The sequence below is a fragment of the Algibacter amylolyticus genome (assembly GCF_014202225.1).
In the GTDB taxonomy this organism is placed as follows: Bacteria; Bacteroidota; Bacteroidia; order Flavobacteriales; family Flavobacteriaceae; genus Algibacter_B; species Algibacter_B amylolyticus.
Window position 1 is genome coordinate 144544 of record NZ_JACHGE010000001.1, and the last position, 24031, is coordinate 168574.

24 protein-coding genes are annotated in these 24031 nt (G+C 32.4%); 6 read left to right on the plus strand and 18 right to left on the minus strand.

Translation table 11 applies throughout. The features are described from left to right. Nucleotides 1-36 precede the first annotated feature (36 nt). The 11 genes from atpA to HNQ90_RS00735 form a co-directional block, all read right to left on the minus strand. The gene (atpA, locus tag HNQ90_RS00685) at nucleotides 37-1617 is read right to left on the minus strand and encodes a F0F1 ATP synthase subunit alpha (RefSeq protein WP_144114743.1); all 1581 of its coding nucleotides are present in this window, start codon (nucleotides 1615-1617) and stop codon (nucleotides 37-39) included. Between the two features lie 28 nt (nucleotides 1618-1645). Further along, entirely contained in the window at nucleotides 1646-2182 is a 537-nt protein-coding gene (gene atpH, locus HNQ90_RS00690; protein ID WP_144114744.1) for an ATP synthase F1 subunit delta, read from the minus strand. A gap of 6 nt (nucleotides 2183-2188) precedes the next feature. Beyond that, on the minus strand, nucleotides 2189-2689 hold the full coding sequence (locus HNQ90_RS00695; RefSeq protein ID WP_144114745.1) for a F0F1 ATP synthase subunit B: 501 nt from the start codon (nucleotides 2687-2689) through the stop codon (nucleotides 2189-2191). Nucleotides 2690-2789: 100 nt separating this feature from the next. After that, complete coding sequence (atpE, locus tag HNQ90_RS00700; protein ID WP_004569351.1) at nucleotides 2790-2978, minus strand: ATP synthase F0 subunit C; 189 nt, start codon at nucleotides 2976-2978, stop codon at nucleotides 2790-2792. A 39-nt stretch (nucleotides 2979-3017) separates the two neighbouring features. Further along, nucleotides 3018-4124 carry a F0F1 ATP synthase subunit A gene (gene atpB, locus HNQ90_RS00705; RefSeq protein ID WP_172625792.1) on the minus strand — a complete coding sequence of 369 codons (1107 nt, stop codon included), beginning with the start codon at nucleotides 4122-4124 and terminating at the stop codon, nucleotides 3018-3020. Between the two features lie 116 nt (nucleotides 4125-4240). After that, nucleotides 4241-4612 carry a DUF6168 family protein gene (locus HNQ90_RS00710; RefSeq protein WP_144114747.1) on the minus strand — a complete coding sequence of 124 codons (372 nt, stop codon included), beginning with the start codon at nucleotides 4610-4612 and terminating at the stop codon, nucleotides 4241-4243. Next, nucleotides 4612-4866 carry an AtpZ/AtpI family protein gene (locus HNQ90_RS18035; RefSeq protein WP_144114748.1) on the minus strand — a complete coding sequence of 85 codons (255 nt, stop codon included), beginning with the start codon at nucleotides 4864-4866 and terminating at the stop codon, nucleotides 4612-4614. The genes HNQ90_RS00710 and HNQ90_RS18035 overlap by 1 nt, the downstream gene beginning before the upstream one ends. Next, nucleotides 4811-5242, minus strand: a complete 432-nt coding sequence (locus tag HNQ90_RS00720; protein WP_144114749.1) for a bactofilin family protein — start codon at nucleotides 5240-5242, stop codon at nucleotides 4811-4813. The genes HNQ90_RS18035 and HNQ90_RS00720 overlap by 56 nt, the downstream gene beginning before the upstream one ends. 14 nt (nucleotides 5243-5256) lie before the next feature. After that, on the minus strand, nucleotides 5257-7815 hold the full coding sequence (porW, locus tag HNQ90_RS00725) for a type IX secretion system periplasmic lipoprotein PorW/SprE (RefSeq protein ID WP_144114750.1): 2559 nt from the start codon (nucleotides 7813-7815) through the stop codon (nucleotides 5257-5259). 223 nt (nucleotides 7816-8038) lie between these two features. Then, nucleotides 8039-8746, minus strand: a complete 708-nt coding sequence (locus tag HNQ90_RS00730; protein ID WP_144114751.1) for an ABC transporter ATP-binding protein — start codon at nucleotides 8744-8746, stop codon at nucleotides 8039-8041. Nucleotides 8747-8768: 22 nt separating this feature from the next. Then, a complete protein-coding gene (locus tag HNQ90_RS00735; protein ID WP_144114752.1) occupies nucleotides 8769-10247 on the minus strand; it encodes a DUF5687 family protein in 1479 nt (492 codons plus the stop codon). A gap of 193 nt (nucleotides 10248-10440) precedes the next feature. On the opposite strand from HNQ90_RS00735, the gene HNQ90_RS00740 reads away from it, so the two are divergent. Continuing rightward, a complete protein-coding gene (locus HNQ90_RS00740) occupies nucleotides 10441-11499 on the plus strand; it encodes a ferredoxin--NADP reductase (protein WP_144114753.1) in 1059 nt (352 codons plus the stop codon). 53 nt (nucleotides 11500-11552) lie between these two features. Here the strand turns inward: HNQ90_RS00740 and HNQ90_RS00745 are convergent, their stop codons facing one another. Both HNQ90_RS00745 and HNQ90_RS00750 read right to left on the minus strand, forming a co-directional pair. Continuing rightward, the gene (locus HNQ90_RS00745; RefSeq protein ID WP_241678305.1) at nucleotides 11553-12572 is read right to left on the minus strand and encodes a glycosyltransferase family 9 protein; all 1020 of its coding nucleotides are present in this window, start codon (nucleotides 12570-12572) and stop codon (nucleotides 11553-11555) included. A 39-nt stretch (nucleotides 12573-12611) separates the two neighbouring features. Continuing rightward, complete coding sequence (locus tag HNQ90_RS00750; protein WP_144114754.1) at nucleotides 12612-13217, minus strand: DUF4254 domain-containing protein; 606 nt, start codon at nucleotides 13215-13217, stop codon at nucleotides 12612-12614. Nucleotides 13218-13352: 135 nt separating this feature from the next. Here HNQ90_RS00750 and upp point away from each other — a divergent pair, with 135 nt between their 5' ends. After that, nucleotides 13353-14012 (plus strand): uracil phosphoribosyltransferase, encoded by a 660-nt coding sequence (upp, locus tag HNQ90_RS00755; RefSeq protein WP_144114755.1) that lies wholly within the window; start codon nucleotides 13353-13355, stop codon nucleotides 14010-14012. Here upp and HNQ90_RS00760 read toward each other — a convergent pair. Next, nucleotides 14001-14924: a DUF6427 family protein gene (locus HNQ90_RS00760; protein WP_144114756.1), complete on the minus strand. Its 924-nt coding sequence runs from the start codon at nucleotides 14922-14924 to the stop codon at nucleotides 14001-14003. The genes upp and HNQ90_RS00760 overlap by 12 nt on opposite strands. Nucleotides 14925-14997: 73 nt before the next feature. Here HNQ90_RS00760 and HNQ90_RS00765 point away from each other — a divergent pair, with 73 nt between their 5' ends. Beyond that, nucleotides 14998-15225 (plus strand): DUF6341 family protein, encoded by a 228-nt coding sequence (locus HNQ90_RS00765; RefSeq protein WP_144114757.1) that lies wholly within the window; start codon nucleotides 14998-15000, stop codon nucleotides 15223-15225. On the opposite strand, the gene purD is transcribed toward HNQ90_RS00765, so the two are convergent. Next, on the minus strand, nucleotides 15220-16491 hold the full coding sequence (gene purD, locus HNQ90_RS00770; protein WP_144114758.1) for a phosphoribosylamine--glycine ligase: 1272 nt from the start codon (nucleotides 16489-16491) through the stop codon (nucleotides 15220-15222). The two genes, HNQ90_RS00765 and purD, sit on opposite strands and share 6 nt — an antisense overlap. 183 nt (nucleotides 16492-16674) lie before the next feature. Between purD and HNQ90_RS00775 the strand changes: the two genes are divergently transcribed. From HNQ90_RS00775 to HNQ90_RS00785, 3 genes are read left to right on the plus strand one after another with little or no spacing between them, the layout of a single operon-like run. After that, nucleotides 16675-17994 (plus strand): phenylacetate--CoA ligase family protein, encoded by a 1320-nt coding sequence (locus tag HNQ90_RS00775; protein ID WP_144114759.1) that lies wholly within the window; start codon nucleotides 16675-16677, stop codon nucleotides 17992-17994. Further along, nucleotides 17991-19076: a non-hydrolyzing UDP-N-acetylglucosamine 2-epimerase gene (gene wecB, locus HNQ90_RS00780; protein ID WP_144114760.1), complete on the plus strand. Its 1086-nt coding sequence runs from the start codon at nucleotides 17991-17993 to the stop codon at nucleotides 19074-19076. Before HNQ90_RS00775 ends, wecB begins: the two co-directional genes overlap by 4 nt. Nucleotides 19077-19083: 7 nt before the next feature. Continuing rightward, on the plus strand, nucleotides 19084-20247 hold the full coding sequence (locus tag HNQ90_RS00785; RefSeq protein WP_144114761.1) for a glycosyltransferase family 4 protein: 1164 nt from the start codon (nucleotides 19084-19086) through the stop codon (nucleotides 20245-20247). On the opposite strand, the gene HNQ90_RS00790 is transcribed toward HNQ90_RS00785, so the two are convergent. Genes HNQ90_RS00790 through HNQ90_RS00800 form a run of 3 tightly spaced genes read right to left on the minus strand, consistent with a single transcriptional unit; the run spans nucleotide 20244 to nucleotide 23989 of the window. Then, entirely contained in the window at nucleotides 20244-21596 is a 1353-nt protein-coding gene (locus HNQ90_RS00790; RefSeq protein ID WP_144114762.1) for an undecaprenyl-phosphate glucose phosphotransferase, read from the minus strand. The genes HNQ90_RS00785 and HNQ90_RS00790 overlap by 4 nt on opposite strands. Beyond that, nucleotides 21597-22583, minus strand: coding sequence for a UDP-glucuronic acid decarboxylase family protein (locus tag HNQ90_RS00795; RefSeq protein WP_144114763.1), 987 nt, complete (start codon nucleotides 22581-22583; stop codon nucleotides 21597-21599). A 2-nt stretch (nucleotides 22584-22585) separates the two neighbouring features. Beyond that, nucleotides 22586-23989 carry a UDP-glucose 6-dehydrogenase gene (locus HNQ90_RS00800; protein WP_144114764.1) on the minus strand — a complete coding sequence of 468 codons (1404 nt, stop codon included), beginning with the start codon at nucleotides 23987-23989 and terminating at the stop codon, nucleotides 22586-22588. Between the last annotated feature and the right edge of the window lie 42 nt (nucleotides 23990-24031).

A 24031-nucleotide genomic window follows, 5' to 3' on the forward strand; every position in this document is an offset into this window, starting at 1 on the left:
AAACGCTCTAAACTCATAACTTTAAACTCTCACTTTTTATGCTCTATATTTACCTGATAAATCTTTTGCTACAGCTGTTAATGTATCTGTAACTTCATCAGTTAATTTACCTGCTTTTAAAGTTGCTAAAACATCACTATGTTTAGCTTTTAAGAACTCGATAAAATCGCGTTCAAATTCTTTTACTTTCTCTACAGGAACATCTTTTAATAGGTTTTTAGATCCTGCATAAATAATTGCAACTTGATCTTCAACAGTAAATGGATCGTTTTGAGCTTGTTTTAAAATCTCTACGTTACGCTTACCTTTATTAATTACGTTTAAAGTAACCGCATCTAAATCTGAACCAAACTTAGCGAAAGCTTCTAACTCACGGAACTGTGCTTGATCTAATTTTAAAGTACCAGATACTTTTTTCATTGATTTAATCTGAGCGTTACCACCAACACGAGATACAGAAATACCTACGTTAATTGCTGGACGTACACCAGAGTTAAATAAATCTCCATCTAAGAAAATTTGTCCATCCGTAATAGAAATTACGTTTGTTGGAATATATGCTGAAACGTCACCTGCTTGTGTTTCAATAATTGGTAAAGCTGTTAATGAACCACCACCTTTAACGATTGGCTTAAGCGAATCTGGTAAATCATTCATTTCTTTAGCAATAGCATCGTTATTAATAACTTTTGCAGAACGTTCTAATAATCTTGAGTGTAAATAAAATACATCACCAGGATACGCCTCACGTCCCGGTGGACGACGTAATAATAAAGATACCTCACGGTAAGCAACAGCTTGTTTTGATAAATCATCAAATACAATTAATGCTGGACGACCAGTATCTCTAAAATACTCTCCAATAGAAGCTCCTGTAAATGGTGCATAAACTTGCATTGCAGCAGGATCTGATGCATTTGCAGCTACTATAGTAGTATAAGCTAATGCGCCTTTTTCTTCTAATGTTTTAGCAATAAGTGCTACTGTTGAGGCTTTTTGACCTACAGCAACATATATACAATATACAGGCTCACCTGCATCGTAAAATTCTTTTTGATTAATAATGGTATCAATACAAACCGCTGTTTTACCCGTTTGTCTATCTCCAATTACCAACTCACGTTGACCTCTACCAACTGGAATCATAGCATCAATTGCTTTAATACCTGTTTGTAATGGCTCGGTTACCGGCTCTCTATAGATAACACCAGGAGCTTTACGCTCTAATGGCATTTCGTAAGTTTCACCTGTTATTGGTCCTTTACCATCAATAGGGTTACCTAAAGTATCAACAACACGACCAACAATACCTTCTCCAACTTTAATAGATGCAATACGAGAAGTACGTTTTACAGTAGACCCTTCTCTAACGCCAACAGAAGTACCTAATAATACGATACCTACGTTATCCTCTTCAAGGTTTAATACAATACCTTCTAATCCGCCTTCGAATTCTACTAACTCACCATATTGAGCGTTAGCTAATCCGTAAGCACGAACAATACCGTCACCTACAGTTAATACAGTTCCTACTTCATCTAATGAAGCGCTCGCCTCAAAACCTGAAAGTTGTTTTTTTAAGATTGCTGATATTTCAGCTGGTTTTACTTCTGCCATCTTATTGTTTATTTAGACCTAAAAGATCTTAGTTTAATGTAAATTCTTGTTTTAACTTATTTAGCTGATTTGCAACACTTGCGTTGTATTGTGTATCACCTATACGTAAAATGAAACCACCTAAAATGCTTTCATCTATAATATTTTCTACCTCAACATCTTTACCTGTAAGTTCTTTAGCTTTTGCTAAAACCTTCTTTTTTAAATCTGCTGTTAATTCTACTGCTGTGGTAACTGTTGCAATTTGAATACCTTTAGACTCATCAAATAACTGATTGTATTTTGAAGCTACGTGCTGTAAAATAGAAATTCTGTTATTTGTACTTAATGTACTAATTAAATCTAAAGTACTTTTATTAGATCCTTTAAAAACCTCTAATAAAACAGCTTTTTTATCTGAAGACGTTATTACAGGACTTTGAAGCATGTCGTTCAATTCTTTATTTCCTGCAACGGTATCAGCAATTAGCTTCATATCCGTATTAACAACATCTGTTGTTTTTAGATCTGTAGCTAAACTTAATAATGCCTTTGCGTAACGTATTGCTGCTCTTGCTCCCGCCATTATAACTTAGTTTAATGATTTTTCACCTAACATCGTTTCAACCAATTGTAATTGCTTGTCTTTGTTAGATAATTCTGTACGCACTACTTTTTCTGCAATTTCTAATGATAAGTTAGCTACTTGCGATTTTAAATCTGCAATAGCTGCTTTCTTTTCAGATTCTATACTTGCTTGAGCTTGTGCTACTAATTTATTAGCAGTATCGCTAGCTTCAGTTTTAGCATCTTCGATAATCTTATTTTTCATATCGCGTGCTTCTTTAAGCATTTCCTCGCGTTCTGCTCTAGCTTCTTTTAATAACCTTTGGTTATCTGCTTGAAGATTTTGCATTTCTAATTTTGCATTTTCAGCAGATTTTAAAGCATTCGCAATTCCGCCTTCTCTTTCATCAAGAGCATTAAGAATTGGTTTCCAAGCAAATTTTCTCATTAATAAAATAATTATTAATAAGATAACCGCTTGCATTACGAATAAGCCTACCGAAAAATCATTTAATAAAGTTTCCATACTATATAGATTACTTAACTTTTTTTGTTTAATTTTTTTTAAAACAGCTTCTGCAACCAACCGTTGCAGAATGCTGTTTTATTTGTTTTTTAGGAAATTCTTATTTCCCTAAGATTAATGCACCGAATGCTAAACCTTCTAATAAGGCACCGATGATGATCATCGCAGTTTGAATTTTTCCAGCTGCTTCTGGTTGTCTAGCAATACCTTCCATTGCTTTTCCACCAATTTGACCTAATCCGATTCCTCCTCCGATTACGATTAATCCTGCTCCAATTAAATTGTACATAATAATTGTTTTTATAAATATTAATTAAACAAATTCTTATTAGTGATGGTCATGTTCTTCAACTGCCATTCCTATAAATAACGATGATAACATCGTGAATATAAATGCTTGTAAAAAGGCTACCAATATCTCGATAACCGATATAAATAATGCTAACACTAAAGACATACCTGTTGATCCTATTGGACCAAAGTCTTTTTTAAGTGTAATCATTAATGCTATTAAACTCATTACAACAAAGTGACCTGCTGTCATGTTAGCAAATAAACGTACTAATAAAGAGAATGGTTTAATTAACACAAAACCAACTAACTCTATAACTGCAAGTATTGGTCTTAGTATTACTGGAACACCAGGCATCCATAATGTATGCGCCCAAAAATCTTTGCTAGCACTAAATAAATAAATAATTGCTGTAAAAATAGCTAAACAAACGGTTACTGCTATTTGTCCTGTAACGTTAAAACCTAGAGGTGTTAAACCTAATAAGTTTAATATCCAAATAAAGAAAAATACGGTAAGTAAGAACCCCATAAATTTTCTGTATTTTTTATCACCAATGTTTGGTCTAGCAATATCGTCTCTTACATAAATTACTAAAGGCTCTAAAACACGACCAAATCCAGTTGGTATTGGTCCTTTTTTATAACTCTTAGCTAAGGCAACAAACCCTAAAAACATTAACAAACCAGCCAACAGCATACCAAATACACTTTTAGTAATAGAGAAATCTAAAACTTTATGTGCGTTTGTTGCATGATGGTCTTCATCAAAACTAACTGAAGATGCTCCGCTTTCTAATTCGTATATTTTACTATGGATCTTCGTTAACTTAACACCACCTTTTTCGACAACTACGTGACCAGCATCATCGTGATGAAATGCAGAAGACATAAATGTTTTTAAACCTTCACTTGTCCAAACAATAACAGGAAGCGGGAAACTATAATGTGTCCCAGATGCATTATCTGTAAAAAAATGAAAATCGTGAGAATCTTTTAAGTGATGAGAAATATATTCTCTAATTTCATCGGGAGTATCGATGGTATTGCCTTGAGGGTTTTTGTCACCGCCTGCAAAACCGTTAAAAGAGACTAAGAATAGTACTAGAAATTTTATAAACTTGATAGATTTTTTTGCCACCATTATGCCTTTACTAAATAATGAAATTTATGCTCTGTAAAATTTGTGCAAATGTACACAATAATTCATAATTGCAAACTCTTTTTTATATTAGTTTTTATTCGTTAAAAAACGACTAACTATTTATCGTTTAATAGTTTCCCTACAACAACGGCCTCGGCTATTAAAAACAAAAACAATGGCACAACTAAATTTACGCGTTCTACCCGCGATAACACCACTTCGGAAAAAATACTTTTTTGAAAAATTAAAACGAAAGCGCCTATTTTTAAACACATCATCATGAGGTATGCGTAACCTGCTTGATTAGGCAATTTACTAAAAACACCCTCTACTGTAGCATACACTAAAACCGCACTTATTGCAAAAAACAGGTAAACATTAAGTAAAGAATAGGATAAATTAGAACTTATAATAGCGCTATGAATACCATAACTAACACCAAATAGCAGCAAAAACAATGCGGCTACTATAACTATTCGTTTAATCATTAAGAATCTTTATTGGTTATTTTTATAACTTGTTTTATTACCGAATAAATGGCAAAAAACACCGCTATAAGAGATACTATTTTATAATAGAGTTGATTTTCGTTACCTAGCTTAACATCTAACCATGCACCAAGTTTACTACCTAAATAAATGGTTAAACCCATTTGAATAGCTATAGAAGTGAACCTAATATAAGGGTTAAGCTGTTTTCCCTGTTTCTGGTTTTCCTTGTGGTAGTTTTCCTTGTTGGCCATTATTTATTTCTTTTCCAGCGCCTTTCATAACGCAAGTAACATTAAACGTTGCTCCTGGCTCTACTGCTAATTTTCCTGCCACAACCTCGCCATCAATATGCGCAGAAGCTTTTAAGGTTAACGTACCAGATAACACTAATTTTCCAGAAAACTTGCCTTCAAAATAAGCATCCGTTCCACTTAATGTACCCTCTATTAAACCCGACTTACCAACAACTACTTTACCGGCAGTTTTAATATTTCCTTCAATACTGCCATCTATCCTTAAATCGCCTTGGCTTGTAAAGTCGCCAACCAATTGAGTACCTTTAGATATTATATTTTGACTTCCGTTGCTTTCTGTCATTTGTTTTACTTTTTTACTATCAGAGAACATAATGTGTTTTAGGTTTAATTATTGTCGATATTCAAATAATCATCCAAATTTTTATGAATTTGAATAATTCGATAATTTGTAGATGATACTACAAAATAAGGGGTGTTAATTTTATATTGATCCTCTTCCGTTAGAAGCTGATTAAATGTTTGCGCTACTTGCTCGGTTTTTATACCATGTATTACCACAAATTTAGTATCGGGACCATAAACATCTACCGATGCACTTAATTTATAATACTTAACATTACCTAAAACCTCATCTAGCGTTTCTTTAAACCCAGAAATAGTTTCTTTTGGTGCGTTTTTAAATTGAAACACAACCTTATAGTTTTCTGGAATACTATCGCTTGCTTTAACAAATGCCTTATTTTCCAACTTTGGCAATATATTAGACTCTATATTTTGAGCTTGCTTACCTTCGGGTGTATTAGCATAGGTAATGGCTAAGTAATTTACGCCTTTTTTATAAGCCTCGAAACCATATAATCGACCAGAAGCTGTAGCTTTTAAAAGTTCGAATTTTGGTACCATAGCATCACCATCAAAGGTTTTAATATACTCTTCGCTTTTAGAAATTACATCGGCGTATTCTTGATTTTCATGCTGAATATACAAGGCTTCATACAAACTCTCCGGACTATTTTCATCGCGATCTGTAATTAACTCTGGATTTTTCAGAATAGTTGCGTATCTAGAATCTGGGTATGCATCGATAATCTCATTTTTTGCAATTGCTGCCTCGCTATTTTCGCCTAACAATTCATAAATTTTATATAAATTATATTTTGAAGGCAATATTAATCGTTCTTCAGGATTACTTTTTAATAGATCTTGAAATTTACTTTTCGCTAAATTATACTCTTTAAATTTTTCTTTATAAATCAATCCTAATTGATAATACGCATAGTTACGATCTTTAGAAATGCTATCTATTTCTTTTTCTGCTGAAGGAATTTTAGAGATATAAAACTGAGGGTCGAAACGTTCTTCATCTGAAGCAATATCTGCAATACTAACATTTGTATTAGTATTTACATTATTTGTAGCTCCTTTACTAGACCACCTCCAATCATCTTCCAAAGGTCTATCGCCCCAATACCTATTAAACTCATTTTTACCATAAGATAGAGTTGTAGGGTTGTAAAAATAAAAAATGGTTGATTCCTCTTGGTTACCGCCGCGATTAACCTGAACACCTCCAGGACTGCCTATAGTTGCAAGCCCACTATTCCTATTGGCTGCTTCTAATTTTTCCTTTTCTTCTTCAGCTTTAATTTTTAAATCTTCAACAAAAGACTCAAAATAGGCTAACCTGTCGGATTCTGGTAAATTTACAAGTCGTAAAATACTATCGTTTGCTTTAGCTATAGCTTCGTAATAAATAACATCTTCTAAATTATCTCGCTTACGTTTTATAACGCGATAAGGTTTAGAGTTTAAAACCAAGTTGCTCATGGTGCTGTCGTAATAATGACCAGCCTTGGCATACACCGAAGCATCAAAATTCATGTCCCCTAAGGTTTCGTAACTTTTAGCTTTAAGTAATTTATCGCGCGTGTCTGTACGTAACGATTTGTTATAGTAAGCAACAGCCAATGAATCTGAACCGTTTTGTAAATGATATGCGCCTATTTGATGGTAAATCTTGTCTAAATATGGGCGGTTTTCTCGGTTTTCTTCAAGCTCTGTAAGTAATTCGGTAACTTCAAGCTTATCGCCGTTTTCAAAATCGAAATTTTTTATTTTTTCTAAATGTGCCGTAATTAAATAGATTCTTGGTGTTCTTCTATTAAGATCAATCACTTTATCAAAAGCTATATTGGCACTATCCTTATACCCTAACTGATTATATAACTGCCCTTGAATGAAACGGTATCGACCGCGCTCGTCGTTATTTTTTGTTGCTGTTGCAGCAATTTCTAATTGGGTAATAGCTGTGTCAATAACTTTTGTGTTAAGAAACGCTTGCGCTAAAATTGAACTAGCATCAGCTAAATCTTGTCCCTTTAAATCTTCTTGTTTTAAAAGACGCTTTAAGTTCTCGATAGCTAATTCGTTATTATCTAGTCTAATATTTGCTTTTTCTCGCCAAACCTTAGCCTGATTGATTTTATCGCTGGCAGGGTACTTATAAAGAATATAGTTTAAAGCTTCTAAGGCCGGTACAAAGCGCTGATCAAAATATCGTGCTTTACCTAAAAGTAAGTAAGCTTCATCCATTTGCGGATTACGCTCCTTACCATCAATATTCATACTATGTTTTTGAATGGCTTTTACCGCTTTCTCTTCGGCTCTAGAAAAACTTTCGTTTTTAGACTGCCCAGGAAGCACCACATCTTCAAAAACTTGCATGCGTTCTATGGGTAAAACCTCCCAATAGTTATCGAAATAGGCGTCGTTAAGTGCTTGCCTTCCTTCTTCTAAAGCATTGTAACCATTATAAAGCGCATTAAACTCTGCTGTAAGCGCATGAAAGTTTCTATTAATAAATTTATCTTTCTTTCTAGAACAACTTAATGCAAGAAAAACAGTTAAAATAAGTAATAATATGGCTTTAGTAGGTGTTTTCAATGCTGGTATTTTTAGTCTAGATAATAACTATAAAGTCTTGCTATTATTATATATAGCGTGGTAAAAATAAGCATCTTTTTGGATTTAGCTATATATTGACAGATAAAATGGTTGAGCAAAAACACCGACACCCTATGTTAGAGTCTTAAAAATGTTGCTTTAAATTTGAAAACCACCAATGGGATTCCGCATAAAAAAACCTTGAAAATCTAGTATTAAGACCTTATAAGACTTCGCTTCCTGAAAAATGAGCTTCCAATTCTTTTAAAGTCGCTGCATTTGTTTCTAAATCTTTAACAATTTCTCCTTTTTCAAGCACAACAATACGCTCGCAAACATCGGTAACATGTAATAAATCATGACTAGAAACCAATACTGTTACACCTTGCTTTTCGGCTAATTCTTTTATAATCGTTTTAAGCCTTATTTGCGTTGTAGGATCTAGATTTGCAAATGGTTCATCTAAAATAATAACTTCTGGGTTGCCTATTAACGCTGCAACTATTCCGGCCTTTTTCTGATTACCTTTACTTAGGTCACGCAAGTATTTTTTTTGTCCTAAAATCTCGCCATGAAAAAAATCTTGAAACTGCGCTACTAAAGCATCTACATCGGCTTTGTTCTGTCCGCGTAATTCGCCAATAAAATAGAAATATTCTTCGGGCGTCAAGTAGCCTATTAAAAAGGTTTCGTCTATAAAAGCAGCTGTAAACGGTTTCCAATCTTCACTTTTATCAACTTGTACATCGTTAATTTTAATGTACCCTGTAGTTGGCTGAATTAAATCCAACAACAAACTAAAATAAGTGGTTTTTCCAGCACCATTATTCCCTACTAAACCAAAGCTTTGCCCTTTAGGAATATCTAAAGCGTCTATACTTAACACTTGGTTTCCGTTATATTTTTTAGATAAATTAGACGTTGATATCATGATATTTAGTATTTAAGACTTATTAGTTATCTTGATTGAAAGCATCAATCATTTTATATTTTGAATCTGTATATTTCTTTGTGATTAATTTCATTATTTTTTGATGGAAAACAATTCCAACAATACCTAGAATTATTAAAACCAAACACGCTATTTCAAAACCTGTTAAAAAATACACTACAGCAAAGATTCCCATTGGTAAAAGCAAAATAGGAATTCCTATTAGCCATTGTACTGCTCCAGTACCTTGGTAATTAAACACCGCTTTTTCATTAAGGTTTATTTTTTTACGATTAAAGGAACCGCCTAATAAAATAACATGCGTATTTACACCCATATTATAAATGGCCGCTGCAAAATGAGCAAATAATACTTTCCACCCAAAATACACGTACGGAATTCCTAAAACGAATAAGATTAATACACTTAAGGCCATTAAAGTGAATTTTGATTTTAAATACTGTTCGTATTTAAGGTTTTGGGTCATTAATAGTCCGTAATAGCTACTATCCCAAGCAGGAACAAACTGCCCAAAATTCATTAAAAAAATACCTGTAGAAAACACGCCAACAAAAATGTAAGACGGTGTCATGCTTATAAATTGTGGGTTAACATAAAAAACCAAACCATACAAAAGCCCAAAAACAACCATCCAAACTGTAGACTTAGTTCGTTTGTTTCGCCAAATTAATTTTAAATCTAACTGTAAAAATGGGGCTATATCTCCAAAGTTTTTAGTCCAATCTAGGTTAGAAGTATTTACTTCTTTAATTTTTGTTTTTAACCCGCTATCTAAAAACAGTTTTTGTTTTAGTAATTTAAAATTGAGCACATAACAGGCCAACAGAATTAATATAGGTACTACAATAAAAACAGATTGATTGTAAATAGCATTAAAACCATTGCCAATAATTTCGCTAAACGACACCACATTAAAATGATTTAAACCATACAAACCTCCTGCTAAAACTAGAATTGGCAGAAAAGACAATTCTTTTTCGGCCGAAAAACTTTCAACAATAAAATTCAAGAAATTGATAATAAGAACCACTACAATTAAAGCTGCCATCCACCCTATAACTTGACTTACGGGATAATCTTTAACTATTAAAGTAACACCAAATGGGATAATTGCAAATAAAGGCAAGGCATTAAAAAAGGAAAATACCGATTTTCCTAATACATAATTTACAATCTTACTTCGTTTTATTGGAAGGACCAACAATGGCATTACGCTCATTACAGGTAGTTTTTGAAAGAAAAAACGAATTACCAAATCGCCTAAAATCCAATAAAAAAGAAAACTATTTACAATTAATAAAGGATCGCTCTCTGGAAAAAACTCTTGAAGCGCTGGAAATAAACCTATACCCAATATTAAAAACATGGCTATTAAATACAAGCTTAAAAAGCCCATAAATATTTTAATACCTAAACTTTTACCAAAGCTTGCCGACCTAAAAAAGGATTTCCATTCTAAACTTAAAAAACGCTTTATCATTTTTGGTGGTTTTAGTTTTCATAAATGTAAGTGTATCTAAATCCAAAATTGTTACAGATTTAAAATAATATTTCATCGTTTTGTGTTTAAAGAACTTCAACTTTTGAACTAAAATACAAACAAGCTTTACTTTTTATTGAAAAAAACACATTTTATTTAAAGGCTTCCTTATTTTTGTTGAAAACAATTACCTATGTCATCATTTCATAAACTTTCAGTAAAAAATATAACAAGAGAAACAGATAAAGCGATTAGCATATCTTTTAATCTTCCTGACAATTTAAAGGAGGCGTTTACCTTTAAAGCAGGCCAATACATTACTCTAAAAACTGAAATAGATGGTAATGAAATACGTAGAGATTATTCACTTTGTGTTTCTCCAAAAAGCGGCGAAATAAAAGTAGCTATTAAAGAAGTCAAAGAAGGAACTTTTTCTGCTTATGCCAATAACACTTTAAAAGTTGGCGATTCTATTGAAATTGCTCCACCAAAAGGGCGCTTTGTTTTTGAGCCAAACGACTCTAAAACTAAAAACATAGCTTTATTTGCAGCTGGAAGTGGTATTACACCCATTTTAAGTATTATTAAATGTGCTTTAGAAGAAGAAGTAAACAGCAAAGTTATTTTGGTTTATGGTAACAAAACCACCAAGGACACCATGTTTTTTGATGAGCTTTTAGAACTTCAGCATGCGCATAAAGATCGATTCTCTATTCAGTTTGTATTTAGCCAGCAAGATGAAGACGATGCCATTTTTGGTAGAATTGAAAAAAGCACGGTTAATTATGTTATGAAAAACAAACATAAACATATTGAGGTTGATGCGTTTTACCTTTGTGGACCAGAAGCGATGATTCATACGGTAAAAGATGTACTAACAGAACACGATATTGATGAAAATCGCATTCATTTTGAACTTTTTAAAGCTGCAAAACCAGCAGAGGTTCAAGAGGAAATTGCTACAGCTACAGGAAACACAAAAATTACAGTTACTGTTGACGATGAAACCACAACGTTTGATATGTCGCAAAAACAAACCATCCTAGAGGCAGCATTAGATGAAGATTTAGATGCGCCTTATTCTTGCCAAGGTGGTATTTGTAGCAGTTGTTTAGCACGTGTTACAGAAGGTGAAGCTACCATGAGACAAAACAATATTTTAACCGAAAGCGAAGTTGCCGAAGGTTTAATTTTAACCTGTCAAGCACATCCTACAACACCAAGTATAACTATAGATTTTGATGATGTTTAATGGCATCCATTTAATATAAAACATATCTATTTTACAGGAAGAATACGTCGTTTTTAAAGAATGGAAACAATTTTTCCAACAACTACTTCAGGAGAAATACTTCCGGCCGCTTCTTTATAATCCTCTGGATATTTATTTCCATAAACTGAAGTTGGAATTAATGGAAATTTTGCTCTGTCTGCTAACAATGCATAATCTTTAGGTTGATTAAAAGGTGCAAAACCAGCAAATGGATGGGTAACACCCCAAATAGTAACCACCTTAACACCTAACATTGCTGCTATATGTGCATTACCAGAATCCATGGAAAGCATAATGTCTAAATTGGAGATAACATCCAATTCTTCATCAAGCGATAATTTACCTGCGAGATTGGTTGTATTATCAAAACTATTTTGGAAACCATTAAGTATTTCAGACTCATATTTTCCACCACCAAACAAAATAATATTATGATCTTTCGATAGCTTTTTTATGACCAGTTTCATTAAGTTTAAAGGATACATTTTCCCTTCGTGTGCTGCAAAAGGAGCGATTCCTACACTCTTTTTTAAAGGGTCTTTAATGTACTTTTTTAACTCGGGATTTAAGTCTATTTTTTTTGAAAAACTAGGAGTACTCAAGTCTATTTTATACCCTAGCGTACCAAAAACATCGGCATAGCGTTGATGTGTTGTTTTAAGCTGTTTATTTATTTTTTTTGAAGTTAAAAGTCGCTTTTCTTTTCGGCCTTTATCAATTGAAATAAAACGTTTACAAGTAATAAAGTTTTTAAGAATTTTACTTCGCAGTACATTATGTAAATCGGCCACTACATAAAACTGTGTTTCATTTAAGGCGTTTCCTAACTTATAGAGTCCAAAAACACCTTTGTGTTCTCTTTTTACATCGGCAGAAAACACCTCAACGTTTTCTAAATCTCTAAAAAAAGGTTTAAAAAAAGCACGTGTTAATACGGTAATTTTAAGTTCGCGATGCTGTTGGGTTAACGCTCGTAAAACGGGAACAGTCATAGCCACGTCTCCCATAGCTGAGAGACGAATGACTAGAATGTTTTTTTGTTGTTTTGGCATCTCAACATTTAGGATGAGATTCCCGCCTACGCAGGAATTCTATTTTTGTGAACGAAGTACTGGATTTAGTTCATCGTCATTGTACATTTTCATTTGCTTATACACTTTCATGTATTTATCACCTGATTCAATATCACTTAAAAGCGTATCAATAGCTATTGATAAATCTACGCGTTGCTCTAACAAAATATCTAACTTTTTCTGGCAAGCGGCTTTGTGTTCCGCGGAAGCATCATTACGAGTTGCTTCCTCATTCATATGATACACTTTTAAGGCTAAAATAGATAATCTATCGACTCCCCAAGCTGGACTTTCGGTATTAATAGTAGCGCCTGGTTTTACAGTAGCTCCCTTATATTTTTCTAAGAAATAGCTATCAATATATTCCACCATATCGGTTCTATCTTGATTTGAAGCATCAATTTTACGTTTTAAAGTTAATGCTGCAACAGGATCTATTTGGGGATCGCGAATAATGTCTTCATAATGCCATTGTACCGTATCAATCCAACATTTTCTATATAATAAATGCTCTAATAAATCGCTTTCTGGATAAGCATTTTCAAATGGTTGATCTACAGTGTTAATAATGTGATATTTTTCAATAACCTCTTGAAAAATTTTGTTAGCTTTATTTGTAAACATATTCTTTGATTTTTATAATGCGAAATTACATAAATTATCTAAGATTTTTAAATTTATAAAACCCTGAAAAAGGGTGATAATTAAATTTTTAATTGTGATTCATTAACTTTACTATCAAAATTTAGATTTTCACCTATGACAATTCATAATTTATCACTTAAAAACTCCATTTTAAATAAATTTATAGCTGAAATTAGAGCTGTTAATATTCAAAAGGATAGTATGCGTTTTAGAAGAAACATTGAGCGTATTGGAGAAATTTTGGGTTACGAAATGAGTAAAACTTTAAGTTTTAATTCTGAAACAATTGAAACCCCTTTGGGACAAAGCCATATAGATTTACCAAATAATGAGGTTGTGTTGTGTTCTATTTTGCGAGCCGGTGTGCCATTACACAACGGATTACTAAATTATTTTGATGGTGCTGAGAATGCCTTTATTTCTGCATATAGACACCATAAACACAATCCTGAAAGTTTTGAGATTATTGTAGAATACTTAGCTTGCCCAAGTTTGGAAGGTAAAACCCTTATTCTTGCCGACCCTATGCTAGCTACCGGACAATCGATGCTAGCCACTTTTGAAGCCTTAAAACCATTTGGAACACCTAAAGAAATTCATTTAATTAGTGTTATTGGCGCACAGGAAGGCGTTGATTTTGTAGCGCAACATTTTGATAAAAACACACATTTATGGATCGCCACTATTGATGACACCTTAAACGACAAGGGGTATATTGTTCCTGGACTTGGCGATGCTGGCGATTTAGCGTTTGGCAAAAAACTACAACAATAACAAGGTAAAAGGCAGTAAAATTAACACACCTAAAAAGAGTTCTTTAAACCATTTATCGGGTATAATTTCTATATAATTGGCTATAATAATAGCTAGAGGTGCAAATAAAAATAAAAACTCGCTTCCGTTTTTTCCTGGAGCTAGTATTACTATTATAAAACCAATTATTGCAGCTAAAATGATGGTTTTAAACGATGCTCTAAATACTTTTTTTTGCTTTTTAATATTATTTAAATAATAAATTGAAGACCAAATACCAAAGGATAGCAAGACTGTAATAGAAATTAAATATGCTGCAGAATTATAATTACTAAAATCGTAACTAATTTGCGGATTCCAATTAATCAGGTCGAAATAATTATCGAATATCAGTATTGATACACTACAGCTTATAATTAAAATCGTTACAACACCTAAAAATGGTATTAACCAATGGCGAATATTATTATCGGTATACAACACAAGCGATAACAAGATTAGAACAAAAAACAGAATGGACCAGAAGTAAAAAAGGGATGCTAAAGCAATCCAGAAAGCGGCATCAAAAAGCTTTTTCTTAATGTTTTTTGGGGAGCGCATACTTACTATCCGCCTTAACCCAAGTAAAACAAAAAAGTTTGAAAATAACACATTTCCATTACTTGTTGTTTGGGTAATAAATAGCAAAAAAAGACTAAACAATAGGACTTCGTAGCTATTTCTATTGGTTAAATTGTTTTTGTTGGCTATAAAACTTAAAAGCAAAATACAGGAATAAACAACAAAAACTAGTACCGTTTGCTTTAGTATATAATCGAGGTTTATCCCACCATTTACCAGGTAAATTCTAGCATTTACAAAAGCTAAAAGCACTATAAAAAAAACAACAACAAAATATATTGGTTTAGATTTATTAAAAAAACTTGTAATCATTAACTGTTTTTGTATTTTTGCTATGTAAATATACTAACTAAAAAATGGTTGGTAAATAATAAACAAACACAAAATGAAAGATTTCTTTTACGCAATACAGGATTTATTTGTTAATGTTCTTTTTGCTCCTATGGATGTTATAAGAGCATTAGAACTAGAAAACTGGTTTGCTGCAAATACAATTTCTTGGATTTTTATTGTTATTTGTATTGTAGCTATGGTTTACTGGATGCTACAACTTAAAATATTTAGTGATAACAATGAAGAGGATAAAAGTATATCTTCTCATTCTTTCCTATAAATCGAATCCAATATCTTTACGATAATACATCTTATCAAAATGTAGTTTTTCTATACTTTGGTAAGATTTTTTTATGGCCTCTTGGTACGTATTTCCATATGACGTTATAGCCATAACTCGCCCACCAGAAGTAACTATTTTCCCATCTTTAATTTGCGCTCCTGCATGAAAGGGAATAGAATCTACAATACTTTTAACACCAGTAATTTCTTTACCTTTTTCATAAGCTTCAGGGTAACCACCAGACACTGTCATTATAGTAGTGGCTGCACGCTCATCAATTTCGACATCAATGTTATTTAAAGTTCCATTAGCCATGGCTTGTAGAATTTCAACAAAATCATTTTTCAATCTTGGTAAAACAACTTCGGTTTCTGGGTCGCCCATACGTACATTGTACTCAATAACTTTAGGATCGTCTCCAACTTTAATTAGTCCAATAAAAACAAAACCAACATAAGGCAGTTTGTCCTTTTTAAAACCAGAGATTGTTGGTTTTACAATGCGCTCTTCAATTTTGTTAAGAAACTCATCGGTAGCAAAAGGTACTGGAGAAACCGCTCCCATACCACCTGTGTTTAATCCTGTATCGCCTTCGCCAATACGCTTATAATCTTTAGCTGTTGGTAAAATTTTATAATGCTCGCCATCGGTTAATACAAAACAACTTAGCTCTATACCATCTAAAAACTCTTCAATTACCACTTTTGTACTTGCTTCACCAAATTTAGCATCAACAAGCATACTTTTTAATTCAGCTTTAGCTTCATTAATATCATTTAAAATAACAACACCTTTACCTGCTGCTAATCCATCGGCCTTTAAAACATACGGCGCATTTAAAGTTTCTAAAAAAGTATAGCCTTTCTCAACGGTTTCTTTAGTAAAACTTTCGTAGGCGGCAGTTGGTATATTATGGCGGTATAAAAACTCTTTTGCAAACTCTTTACTTCCTTCTAATTCAGCAGCAGCCTTTTGTGGTCCAATTACAGATACATGTTTAATAGCATCATCATTTAAAAAGAAATCATGAACTCCTTGCACTAGTGGATCTTCTGGTCCAACAACCACTAAATTTATATTATTACTAAGTACCAGTTCCTTTATAGCCGGAAAATCTGTTACACCAATATTTACGTTTGTCGCTATTTCATTAGTACCAGAGTTTCCTGGTGCTACAAATAGTTTATCGCATTTTGGGCTTTGAGCTATTTTCCAAGCAAAAGTGTGTTCTCTTCCTCCAGAACCAAGTATTAAAATATTCATAGTAATAGTATAAGTTATTTGCGCAAAAATAAAATTAATGCTTCTAATTCACGAATATTTTTTATTTACTTTACATAAAATACTAACTTTAAATAATTGTGTTGCTAAAAGTGTTCTTCGCTAAAGCATTTATAATTATTTTTGATTTTCGTGCATTATTAAATAATTCAGCCCTTTTTTAACTTGAATCTATTCGACTTTTCATTACAATTAAATGGTTTTCCTATTAAGGAGGCTAGAACTGTATTAAAATCAATTCAAGATATAGATGAAAAAGATTTTGCAGCACATGTAGAAGAGAAAAAACAAGATATAGTTGCATTTCACCTAAAAAACAATCCTTATTACAAAACCTTTTTAAAGGATATAGATACTTCAGATTGGAACAACATTCCTGTTTTAACAAAACAAGATTTACAAAAACCCTTAGAGGAACGACTTACAAAACATTATACCAAATTTGATATTTATATTAATAAAACATCAGGATCGTCTGGAACGCCTTTTGTTTTTGCCAAAGATAAATTTAGTCACGCCTTAACTTGGGCTATTATTCAAAACCGTTTTGGTTGGTATAATTTAGATTTTAACACATCGAAACAAGCTCGTTTTTATGGTATTCCTTTAGATAAAAAAGGATATTACAAAGAACGTTTTAAGGATAAACTTAGTCGCAGATTTCGATTTTCGGTATTCGATTTAAGCGCAGCGGCTTTCGAAAAACATCTTCAAAAATTCACAAAAACCCCTTTCGAATATCTTAATGGCTATACAAGCTCAATTGTACAATTTGCTAAATTTCTTCAAGATAAAAATCTTGTTTTAAAAACCATTTGCCCGACATTAAAAGCCTGTATTGTGACTTCTGAAATGTTATTTGACCATGATAAGAAGCTCATGGAAACCCAATTTGGAGTGCCAATAATTAACGAATATGGCGCTTCGGAATTAGATTTAATAGCCTTTGAAAACCCCAACGGGAACTGGCAAGTTAATAGCGAATCTCTTTATGTTGAAATTCTTGATGACAATAATTCTGTTTTGCCTTACGGCGAAGAAGGCCGTATTGTAATTACTTCGCTTTACAATAAAGCACACCCATTTATTAGATATGACATTGGCGATGTTGGAATTCTATCTACAAAAAGTACAGCTAAAACTCCTATTCTTGAAAAACTAATAGGAAGAACTAATGATATTGCTATTTTAGCAAGCGGAAAAAAAGCTGCAGGATTAACTTTTTACTACATTACAAAAAGTATTATTGAAGATGACGGAAATGTAAAAGAGTTTATAATTGAACAACATAAACTAGATACTTTTAAGATTATTTATGTTAGTACTGAACCCCTTTTAGAAGAAAAGATAAAAACTATAACCATCGAAATGGAAAATTACCTTGAAAAAGGACTACAAATTCAGTTTGAAAGACAAGATAAATTAATTCGCTCAAAAAGTGGTAAATTAAAGCAGTTTACATCCTACTTAAACCAAGATATATGAATATTACCATAGTTGCAGGTGCCAGACCAAATTTTATGAAAATTGCGCCCATTATTGAAGCTATTCAAAACAAAAAAAAAGAAGGTTTTAATATTAATTATAGGCTTGTACATACCGGGCAGCATTATGATAAAAACTTAAGCGGAACTTTTTTTGAAGAATTAAACATACCACTACCCGATAGTAATTTAGAAGTAAAAAGCGGTACTCAAGCAGAACAAACTGCAGCCATAATGATTGGTTTTGAAAACGAATTAATGGTAAATAAATGTGATTTAGTAATGGTTGTTGGAGATGTAACCTCAACAATGGCTTGTACAATAGTTGCTAAAAAAGCAGGTATTAAAGTAGCACATGTTGAAGCCGGAATTCGTTCTGGAGATATGGATATGCCTGAAGAAATTAATAGAATAGTTACAGATAGTTTAACAGATTATTTTTTTACAACATCCACGTATGCGAACAAAAACTTAAGTGCATTAGGTGTTCCAGAATCTAAAGTGTTTTTTGTTGGAAACGTTATGATTGATACGTTACTTAAAAATAAAAGTAGATTAGCAAAACCTTCGCTTTGGGATGATTTAAATTTATCTGAAAAGAAGTATATGGTTATGACGCTTCACAGACCTAGTAATGTTGATGAAGAACAGCAATTAAAAAAGCTGATAACACAAATTGTAACTTTAGGAAAAGATTACCCTATTATTTTCCCAGTGCATCCTAGAACAAAAAAGCTTTTAAGCAACCTCAACCTAAATTTTGACAACCTATATTATGTAAACCCTTTAGGCTATTTAGAATTTAATTATTTGGTTAAAAATGCCTTGGCTGTTATAACGGATTCTGGCGGTATTACAGAAGAAACTACCGTTATGAATGTGCCTTGTATAACCTTGCGAGATAGCACCGAACGTCCTGAAACCTGCGATATTGGAACAAATATTTTAGTTGGCAGTGACCCTGAAAAAATTAAAAATGCTTTTAATATTCTATTATCTGGCACTTGGAAACAAGGCGTAACACCCCAGTTGTGGGATGGAAATACCGCAAAACGTATAGTACATCATTTAGTATCTATTTAAATTGGATATGAAAGACCTACTTATCATAACAAATTATTTTCCTCCTGAAACTGGAGCGGCATCAAATCGTATTTTTCATTTATCTGAAGGCTTACAAAAACACAATTTTAATGTTTCCGTTTTAACCCCTTTACCAAATTACCCTAAAGGCAGAGTATTTAAAGACTATAGAGGGCGATTTAAGCAAACTTCTGTAGAAAATGACATAACCATACATAGGCTGTGGATTTACGCTAGTAATTCAAAGAATAAACTACTGCGCCTAATTGCCATGTTATCTTATAGTTTCAGTTTGATTTGGTTTTTTATGTGGAATAAAATTCCTGAAACAGTAGTTATACAATCGCCACCTTTACTTGTGGCTTTTACCTCAGTTTTATTTCTGCGTTCTAAAAAGAGAAAACTCATTTTAAATGTTAGCGATTTATGGCCACTTGCTGGCTTAGAGTTAGGCGCCTTAAAAAAGAATTTTAGCTATAGAATACTTGAAAAAATCGAGCGTTTTAATTATAAACATGCCGATTTAATTCTCGGACAAAGCGATGAAATACTAACCCATGTAAAATCGCTTTATAGTAAAAAAGAAATATTCTTATATCGTAATTATCCGGATTTTAAAGCACAGGCACCAAACCAAGAAATACAAACTTCAGAAAAACTAAAAATAGTATATGCAGGCCTATTAGGGATTGCCCAAGGTATTTTAAAACTCTGCGAGCATTTAGACTATTCTAAAATTCAACTTCATATTTACGGCGCTGGTGCTGAGCAACTTGCTATTCAATATTTAATTAAAAATAAACCAGAACTAGATATTATATATCATGGCGAAGTTTCTAGACAAGAACTTCATAGCGTTTTAACTCAATACGATATCACTATAATTCCTTTACTTAATAGAATTTATGGTTCTGTACCTTCTAAAATATTCGAATATGCACGTTTAGGTATGCCTATGCTTTATTTTGGTGGTGGTGAAGGTGAAACGGTAATAAATAAATATGAGCTTGGTTGGGTTGCTAATGCCGGTGACTATGCTGAATTAAATACAGTAATATCAAATTTAGATAGATCAAAGTTGTCTTTAAAAAACAGAATTAAAATACAAAATATAGCATTTACAAATTTTGATTTTAATATTCAGTTAAAACAACTAATTGAAGTGATTTAATAAGCTTTCTCTTCGCCTTTTACGGCATTAGTAAATGTTTGGATAGCGATTTTAATATCTAATAACAACGACCAATTTTCAATGTAAAATATATCATACTTTACGCGGTTAATAATATCTTTATCGGTCTCTATCTCTCCTCTAAACCCACTTACTTGAGCCAAACCTGTAATACCTGGCTTAACAAAATGGCGCACCATAAACTTATCAATTCGTTGCGCATACATATTAGTATGACTTACCATGTGTGGTCTTGGTCCAACCACCGACATATCACCAAACAGCACATTAAAGAACTGTGGCAACTCATCAATACTTGTTTTCCTTATAAAAGCTCCCATTTTAGTAACTCTTAAATCACCTTTAGTTGCTTGGTGTAAATTTGCATCTTTATTAGGAGTCATAGATCTAAACTTATAACAATCAAACTCTTTATAATTAAAACCGTTTCTAGATTGTTTAAAAAACACGGGGCCTTTTGACTCCAACTTAATTAGTAAGGCTATAATTGGGGTTAACCAAGACAATACAAAAACGATAATAAATAATGAAAAAACTATATCGAAAAGGCGTTTAACTAACTTACTAAATGGCTCTTGCAGAGGAATTGCTCTTATTGATAGTATTGGAATATAATCATAATATTCATACTTAAGTTTTTTGGAATATATCTCCTTATTGTCTGGAATGAATTTAAGTTCACGTAAGTTATTATCGGCAAAGTCAATTAACCTATTAATTTGCTTATTAGATAATTCTGAAACGGAAAAATATATTTCATCTATGTTGTTTTCTATAATATAGTTAAAACAGTTATCTAAAGAAAACTCTTTATCTTTAATACTAAATTGGGCTTCAAACTTATACCCATAATCTAACCTTGTATTAAACGTTTTTATAAGTTGTCTAGCCTTATCATTGCAACCAATTACAATAACCTTTCTATTATTACCTCTTAATACCGTCCTATATTTTTTTAATAAAAACGTAGTTAAAAATTTAAATATAAATATTAGTAAAAACACAAGCAACAAATAATTACCTAGTGCAAAACGGCTTACGTTGGGTTGTTTAAAAAAACCAATAAAAGCGTATAGCACTATTGTAAAAAGTATTATTTGCTTAAATAATAATGGAATAATTTGAATTAATCGTGTATGTCTTTGTACTTCGTAAAAATGATTTTTTATTGCAATTATCATCCACGACAAGGATATGTATAAACAGAATATATAAATATTCTTTAAATTTATATCAAAATAAAACACAGCCGCATTAATAATGACTAAATCGATAAACCCAAAGAGTGGTTTTATTAAACTAGAATATCTTCCTTTTTTGTAGTTCACTTATTTCTTTATGTGTTCTTTAAACTCTTTATGATCACTTTTATTTAATTCTTCTTCTGATAAAGATTTAAAATAATCATAAGTTATTTTCATGCCTTCAGCTCTATTAACTTTGGGCTCCCAATTTAGTATTTTTTTTGCTAATGTAATATCTGGTTGTCTTTGTAATGGATCATCTTGAGGTAATTCTTTATAAACTATCTTTTGATGTGTGCCCGTTAGCTTAATAATTTCTTCTGCAAAGTCCTTTATTGTAATTTCATAAGGGTTTCCAATATTAACTGGATTTGAATAATCGCTTAATAATAATCTATATATACCTTCTACTTGATCATCTACATAACAAAAAGATCGTGTTTGAGACCCATCTCCAAAAACGGTTAAATCTTCACCTCTTAAAGCTTGACCAATAAAGGCAGGTATTACTCTACCATCATTAAGTCGCATTCGAGGTCCATAGGTATTAAAAATCCTAACAATTCGGGTTTCTAAACCATGAAATCTATGGTAAGCCATAGTTATAGACTCTTGAAAACGCTTAGCCTCGTCATAAACACCACGCGGTCCAATTGTATTTACATTGCCGTAATAATCTTCTGTTTGAGGATGTACCAATGGGTCTCCATAAACTTCGGATGTTGAAGCAATAAGCATTCTAGCATTTTTAGCCTTAGCTAAACCAAGCAAATTATGTGTTCCTAGAGCACCTACTTTTAAAGTTTGAATAGGTATTTTCAAGTAGTCAATAGGGCTGGCAGGTGATGCAAAGTGTAAAATATAATCTAGCTTACCTCTAATTTCTATAAAATTAGTAACATCGTGTGCTACAAATTCAAAATGTTCTAGCCCCATTAAATGTTCTATGTTTTTTTTATCTCCAGTGATAAAATTATCCATAGCTACAACATGATAGCCTTCTTTTATAAATCTATCACATAAGTGAGAACCTAGAAAACCTGCAGCGCCTGTTATTAAAACTTTTTTCATAACTACTTACTACCACTTCCAATTTTATAATAGACAAAACCGATAGATTCCATTGCTTCTTTATTCAAAACACCTCTACCATCAAAAACAAAGGCAGGTTTTTGCATGTTTGCATATATTTTTTTCCAGTCATAATCTTTAAATTCATCCCATTCAGTTAAAACTGCAACGGCATGTACGTTATCACAAGCTTGATAAGGATTGGTCATTACTTTTAGAAGGCTTCTATTTTCTTCTTCAGATCTTGTATTCAAATAATCCAAATCGGCATAAATTCTTTCTTCAATCACTTTAGGATCGTATACAGAAATTAAAGCTTGCTCGTTTAAAAGATTATCGGCCACCTTAATAGCAGGAGACTCTCTAGTATCGTTTGTATCCTTTTTAAATGCCCAACCAAGAAATGCAATATTTTTACCAGAAACAGTGTTATACAATGTTTTAACAATGTTATCAGAAAAACGATTTTTTTGATGCTCATTTATCAATATTACTTGTTCCCAATAATCTGCAGCTTCATTTAAGCCATAGCTTTTAGCTATATAAACTAAATTTAAAATGTCTTTTTGGAAACATGAACCACCAAAACCAACCGAGGCGTTTAAAAACTTCGGACCTATTCGGCTATCCATACCAATAGCTTTAGATACTTCTTGAACATCTGCTCCTGTTTCTTCGCATATTTCTGACATAGCGTTTATTGACGAAACGCGCTGAGCCAAAAAAGCATTTGCAGTTAACTTTGACAACTCGGAAGACCATAAATTTGTGGTTAAAATTTGAGCGAGAGGAATCCAATTAGAATACACCTCGACTAAAGATTTAACGGCTTCATTTCCTTCTTTGGTTGAAGTATCTCCACCAATTAAAACACGATCAGGGTTTAATAAATCTTGTACTGCAGTACCTTCTGCTAAAAATTCTGGATTAGATAAAATTTGAAATTGCACACCATTGCCTGTGTTATCTAAAATGCTTTTTATTGCAGATGCCGTTCTTACGGGAAGCGTAGATTTTTCTACAACAATTTTATCTTGTTTGGCAACTCTTGCAATTTGTCTAGCACATAATTCTATGTATTTTAAATCGGCCGCCATACCTTTTCCCTTTCCATAGGTTTTTGTTGGCGTGTTTACAGATATAAAAATCATTTCTGCTTCATCGATAGCTTTATCTACTTCTGTTGAAAAAAATAAATTTCTTCCTCTAGTTTCTTTTACTATTTCTGCCAAACCAGGTTCGAAAACAGGTAAATCATCAAAATTATTAGAATTCCAAGCTAAAATTCTTGCTTCGTTAATATCTACAATAGTAACTTTTATACCAGGACACTGCTTAGCAATTACAGCCATTGTAGGTCCGCCTACGTATCCTGCCCCTATGCAGCATATATTTTTTATTTTCATTTCTCTAAGTTTTCAAATTCATTTTTAGTAAACTAAATTGCT

Excerpts from the sequence above, each read along its gene's own strand:
- HNQ90_RS00800 (WP_144114764.1), bottom strand. The coding sequence starts at position 23,989 with ATGAAAATAAAAAATATATGCTGCATAGGGGCAGGATACGTAGGCGGA.
- HNQ90_RS00745 (WP_241678305.1), bottom strand. The coding sequence starts at position 12,572 with ATGCCAAAACAACAAAAAAACATTCTAGTCATTCGTCTCTCAGCTATG.
- atpE (WP_004569351.1), bottom strand. The coding sequence starts at position 2,978 with ATGTACAATTTAATTGGAGCAGGATTAATCGTAATCGGAGGAGGAATC.
- HNQ90_RS00740 (WP_144114753.1), top strand. The coding sequence starts at position 10,441 with ATGTCATCATTTCATAAACTTTCAGTAAAAAATATAACAAGAGAAACA.
- HNQ90_RS00785 (WP_144114761.1), top strand. The coding sequence starts at position 19,084 with ATGAAAGACCTACTTATCATAACAAATTATTTTCCTCCTGAAACTGGA.
- HNQ90_RS00695 (WP_144114745.1), bottom strand. The coding sequence starts at position 2,689 with ATGGAAACTTTATTAAATGATTTTTCGGTAGGCTTATTCGTAATGCAA.
- HNQ90_RS00730 (WP_144114751.1), bottom strand. The coding sequence starts at position 8,746 with ATGATATCAACGTCTAATTTATCTAAAAAATATAACGGAAACCAAGTG.
- upp (WP_144114755.1), top strand. The coding sequence starts at position 13,353 with ATGACAATTCATAATTTATCACTTAAAAACTCCATTTTAAATAAATTT.
- HNQ90_RS00765 (WP_144114757.1), top strand. The coding sequence starts at position 14,998 with ATGAAAGATTTCTTTTACGCAATACAGGATTTATTTGTTAATGTTCTT.
- HNQ90_RS00735 (WP_144114752.1), bottom strand. The coding sequence starts at position 10,247 with ATGATAAAGCGTTTTTTAAGTTTAGAATGGAAATCCTTTTTTAGGTCG.
- HNQ90_RS00720 (WP_144114749.1), bottom strand. The coding sequence starts at position 5,242 with ATGTTCTCTGATAGTAAAAAAGTAAAACAAATGACAGAAAGCAACGGA.
- HNQ90_RS18035 (WP_144114748.1), bottom strand. The coding sequence starts at position 4,866 with ATGGCCAACAAGGAAAACTACCACAAGGAAAACCAGAAACAGGGAAAA.
- purD (WP_144114758.1), bottom strand. The coding sequence starts at position 16,491 with ATGAATATTTTAATACTTGGTTCTGGAGGAAGAGAACACACTTTTGCT.
- HNQ90_RS00750 (WP_144114754.1), bottom strand. The coding sequence starts at position 13,217 with ATGTTTACAAATAAAGCTAACAAAATTTTTCAAGAGGTTATTGAAAAA.
- wecB (WP_144114760.1), top strand. The coding sequence starts at position 17,991 with ATGAATATTACCATAGTTGCAGGTGCCAGACCAAATTTTATGAAAATT.
- HNQ90_RS00795 (WP_144114763.1), bottom strand. The coding sequence starts at position 22,583 with ATGAAAAAAGTTTTAATAACAGGCGCTGCAGGTTTTCTAGGTTCTCAC.
- atpA (WP_144114743.1), bottom strand. The coding sequence starts at position 1,617 with ATGGCAGAAGTAAAACCAGCTGAAATATCAGCAATCTTAAAAAAACAA.
- HNQ90_RS00760 (WP_144114756.1), bottom strand. The coding sequence starts at position 14,924 with ATGATTACAAGTTTTTTTAATAAATCTAAACCAATATATTTTGTTGTT.
- atpH (WP_144114744.1), bottom strand. The coding sequence starts at position 2,182 with ATGGCGGGAGCAAGAGCAGCAATACGTTACGCAAAGGCATTATTAAGT.
- HNQ90_RS00710 (WP_144114747.1), bottom strand. The coding sequence starts at position 4,612 with ATGATTAAACGAATAGTTATAGTAGCCGCATTGTTTTTGCTGCTATTT.
- atpB (WP_172625792.1), bottom strand. The coding sequence starts at position 4,124 with ATGGTGGCAAAAAAATCTATCAAGTTTATAAAATTTCTAGTACTATTC.